This window comes from Streptococcus sp. (genome assembly GCF_019414905.1).
GTDB lineage: Bacteria > Bacillota > Bacilli > Lactobacillales > Streptococcaceae > Streptococcus.
Genome location: NZ_DXLC01000191.1, coordinates 1 through 3,601, shown reverse-complemented (window position 1 = coordinate 3,601; position 3,601 = coordinate 1). Strand labels below are relative to the sequence as shown.

The window sequence follows — 3,601 nt, the reverse complement described above, 5'->3', positions numbered from 1 at the left end:
ACTTCGTAGAGGTCTTGGAAGACATACTGACCAGATGGTTTCAAGTCAGCCAAGTGAGGCACACGCTCTTGGATCGTATTGAAGTCCTCAAGTGACAAGTCAACATTGGCAGCATGGGCAATGGCAAGCAAGTGAAGAGTGGCGTTTGTAGAACCACCGAGAGCCATAGTTACAGTGATGGCATCTTCAAAGGCTTCACGAGTCAAGATATCTGACGGTTTGAGACCAAGTTCCAACATCTTAACAACAGCACGTCCTGCTGCTTCGATATCTTCTTTCTTATCAGCTGATTCAGCTGGGTGAGATGAAGAACCTGGCAAACTCATACCCAAAACTTCGATAGCTGTCGCCATGGTATTAGCAGTGTACATACCACCACAGCCACCAGGGCCAGGGCAGGCATTACATTCAAGACGTTTCACGTCCTCAGCTGTCATATCACCGTGGTTCCATTTCCCGATCCCCTCAAAGACAGAAACCAAGTCAATGTCTTTGCCATCAAGATTTCCCGGTGCAATGGTTCCACCATAGGCGAAAATTGCTGGAATATCCATATTAGCAATGGCAATCATAGAACCAGGCATGTTCTTGTCACAACCACCGATAGCGACGAAGGCATCCACGTTGTGGCCTCCCATAGCCGCCTCGATTGAGTCCGCAATGATATCACGAGATGTCAAAGAGAAGCGCATACCAGGCGTTCCCATAGCAATCCCGTCCGCTACAGTGATAGTCCCAAACTGCACAGGCCAAGCACCTGCCGATTTGACACCTTCTTTAGCTAATTTCCCAAAATCATGCAAGTGGATATTACATGGCGTATTTTCCGCCCAAGTCGAAATTACCCCAACAATCGGTGTTTCAAAGTCCTTATCTGTCATACCAGTCGCACGAAGCATGGCACGGTTTGGTGATTTTACCATACTATCATAAATGCTACTGCGGTGACGTTTATCTAATTCAGTCATTTGTTCCCTCCCATTTCAGTTTTTACTATTATAGCACATTTTAAAAGCAATGAACAGAAGAAAATTCTTGAATTTTCAGAAAATTCGACCAATTTACTTAATGACCTTCTAATTTTTTTATCTTTTTTTGTCAAGTAACTTTACTTTACAAAAAAAATGTGTTATCCTAGTATGGTTGATGAAAATCAGTAGATTGAATCGAATATAAATACCTAAAGGAGAAATCAAAATGGCAGTACCTGCACGTCGCACTTCAAAAGCGAAGAAAAACAAACGTCGTACACACTACAAAGTAACAGCTCCATCTGTAAACTTTGACGAAACTACTGGAGATTACTCACGTTCTCACCGTGTATCACTTAAAGGATACTACAAAGGACGTAAAATCGCTAAAGCTGCATCAGCTGAATAATAGAAGGGAGATACCATGCGCGTAAATATTACACTTGAACACAAAGAATCTGGTGAACGCTTGTACCTTACTTCTAAAAACAAACGTAACACTCCAGACCGTCTTCAATTGAAGAAATACTCACCAAAACTTCGCAAACACGTTGTGTTTACAGAAGTTAAGTAAGCATTCAATACGGATCAATACAGAAGAAAAACGCTGATTCAAGCGTTTTTTCTTTTTGTTAATTTCACTATATTGCAAGGGAAATCATTCGAATCACTACCTTTTTCACTACCTTTTTTTGAAATTAGAATATTGATTCGGACGATTAAAAGCAAGAGAAACTTCATTATGAGGTTTCTCTTTTTTTATATTTTCATTCCTAAAAATTTTTGAAATAGAGTAATCTTTTCTAAAATTTTTGGAATCCAAAACACAGTTCAATAATATGCGCTATTTTTTCTTAAACAAGCGGATGTAGTCCTGTTTGCTATGAATAATATCTGATACAAAGACAGCTTTTCTGTCCTCTAAAATATGATAGAAGGCTAGGTAATCTCCTAAAATGATGCATCGAGTTTTGTGGGGTGGGTATATAATCCCTCCTACTCTTTCGTCAGCATCAAATCCTGCTTCTGGGAAAACTTCAAGACGTTCCAAACCATAAAGAATATTCTTAACTGTGTTTGCCCCTGCCTGTTCTGAAAAGTAGTTAGCTGAGATATAATCTTTAATACCTCTTAGCTGTTCTTGTACCGTTTCGGAGATAATAAGGCTATATGCGTTCTCGTTAAATTCCAAGGTTAGCCCTCACTTCATCAAGACTGTAAGTTCTTCCATGTTCTAAATCGTCAAAGCTACGGGCAATTTCAGCACGCAACCCTGATAGAAGTTCTTCTCTTTCTTTGTCTACTTGAGTTTCAAATGGCAAGGCTTTATTTTCTACAATGTGTTCTAAAAACAAGTTAAAACTGGCTGTCATATCAAGATTTTGCGCTGTGATAATAGCTTTAGCCTTCTCTAACAAGTCTCTGTTAGTCTTAAAGTTTACCTGTGTATTTTTTTCTAAAACATTCATAGTAGTACCTCCTTTTAGACTATTATATCACTTTAAACTATACAGGTCTAGTCGCGTATAGATACTTATAGCTGTATGCTTAAAAGCTATTGTAAAAACAAAAAAAGCACTAAGGGAAAGCGCCCCAAAGTGCTCAATATCAAGGCTCTAAAGCCTATCTGATTCAATAAAATATTACAACATTTTGTTATCTTGCAGTGATTAGGTACAGAAAAACAGGCCTAAGCCTGCTCTAAATCTAACTTGATTTTCTCCAAAACTATTAAATTCAAATAAGTTGAGAAAACATAAAGGGTAACAAAAAAGGACTTAAAATGATGAGTTCAGCAGGCAAGAAACAAAGACCACCAAATACGGTGGCCTTTAAATTTTACTTACTTAATTTTTAATATCAACACTACTAATTCATCTTCAAGTGGTTTAGGATTTACCTGCTTAAAACCGAATGAGCTATAAAAATTGATTAACTTCTCATTGTTATCACACTCTAACCATACATATTTAGCGCGTATAATGGCAGAGGCCTCAGCAACTTTGTCAAATGCTAGAGTTAGTAAATCAGCTCCACTAATTTTTTTCTCAGCCTCTTTGGAAAAATTTTTACCTAACTGACCAATCAAGTAACTATTGATTTGAAACTTATTCCCTATTTTTCTCCCATATTGTTTTAGCCTATTTCTTTGAGTATTACTCAAACTATCAAAGTTTTTTTCTGACATCGTGAGAGGCTTATTTGCCAAAGAAAAGAAACCAACTAAGATATTGGTCTCTTCTTCAAATACTAAATAAGTTGATGCAATAGCAGATTTTTCAAACTGAATTGCCTTCTCATGTAAAAAAGACTCAATATCATTGGGGACATCCGACTTACCTTCGAATGTTAATAATTTTTCTTTTGTATCTTCTTCACCTAATGCCGTTATTAGGTTATCCAATGACATTACATTATACACGCTTATTCTGTCCTTTTGCAAACATTAATCTGATTGCTTCTAAACTACTAATTTCAGTTGATTCAACATCTTTCGAACGACTAAATTTTTTAGTCTCTGATAAAGCAGAAATTAAATTATCAGCAGACTTTCGATTAAACTTTAAATCAGTTGTAAAACTTCTAGTTGCCATTTTAATTCCCCCCTTAGTTTATATATTGTATAATTC

General features: G+C 36.9%; 7 protein-coding genes. 2 read left to right on the top strand and 5 right to left on the bottom strand.

Annotated elements, in window-relative coordinates; all coding sequences use genetic code 11:
* Positions 1–968, bottom strand: a 968-nt coding sequence (locus QZ359_RS05775; RefSeq protein WP_293963959.1) for a dihydroxy-acid dehydratase, incomplete at its 3' end; no start/stop codon positions are given.
* Positions 969–1,197: 229 nt separating this feature from the next.
* On the opposite strand from QZ359_RS05775, the gene rpmF reads away from it, so the two are divergent.
* Both rpmF and rpmG read left to right on the top strand, forming a co-directional pair.
* Entirely contained in the window at positions 1,198–1,380 is a 183-nt protein-coding gene (gene rpmF / locus QZ359_RS05770; RefSeq protein WP_000290417.1) for a 50S ribosomal protein L32, read from the top strand.
* A 15-nt stretch (positions 1,381–1,395) separates the two neighbouring features.
* A complete protein-coding gene (gene rpmG, locus QZ359_RS05765; RefSeq protein WP_001265622.1) occupies positions 1,396–1,545 on the top strand; it encodes a 50S ribosomal protein L33 in 150 nt (49 codons plus the stop codon).
* Between the two features lie 270 nt (positions 1,546–1,815).
* Here rpmG and QZ359_RS05760 read toward each other — a convergent pair whose 3' ends face one another.
* The 4 genes from QZ359_RS05760 to QZ359_RS05745 form a co-directional block, all read right to left on the bottom strand.
* A complete protein-coding gene (locus QZ359_RS05760) occupies positions 1,816–2,163 on the bottom strand; it encodes a type II toxin-antitoxin system RelE/ParE family toxin (RefSeq protein WP_293963958.1) in 348 nt (115 codons plus the stop codon).
* Positions 2,153–2,440, bottom strand: coding sequence for a type II toxin-antitoxin system RelB/DinJ family antitoxin (locus QZ359_RS05755; protein ID WP_001101478.1), 288 nt, complete (start codon positions 2,438–2,440; stop codon positions 2,153–2,155). Before QZ359_RS05755 ends, QZ359_RS05760 begins: the two co-directional genes overlap by 11 nt.
* A 374-nt stretch (positions 2,441–2,814) precedes the next feature.
* Positions 2,815–3,393 (bottom strand): GNAT family N-acetyltransferase, encoded by a 579-nt coding sequence (locus tag QZ359_RS05750; RefSeq protein WP_261031799.1) that lies wholly within the window; start codon positions 3,391–3,393, stop codon positions 2,815–2,817.
* Positions 3,386–3,565 carry a hypothetical protein gene (locus tag QZ359_RS05745; protein WP_261031800.1) on the bottom strand — a complete coding sequence of 60 codons (180 nt, stop codon included), beginning with the start codon at positions 3,563–3,565 and terminating at the stop codon, positions 3,386–3,388. Before QZ359_RS05745 ends, QZ359_RS05750 begins: the two co-directional genes overlap by 8 nt.
* Positions 3,566–3,601 lie beyond the last annotated feature (36 nt).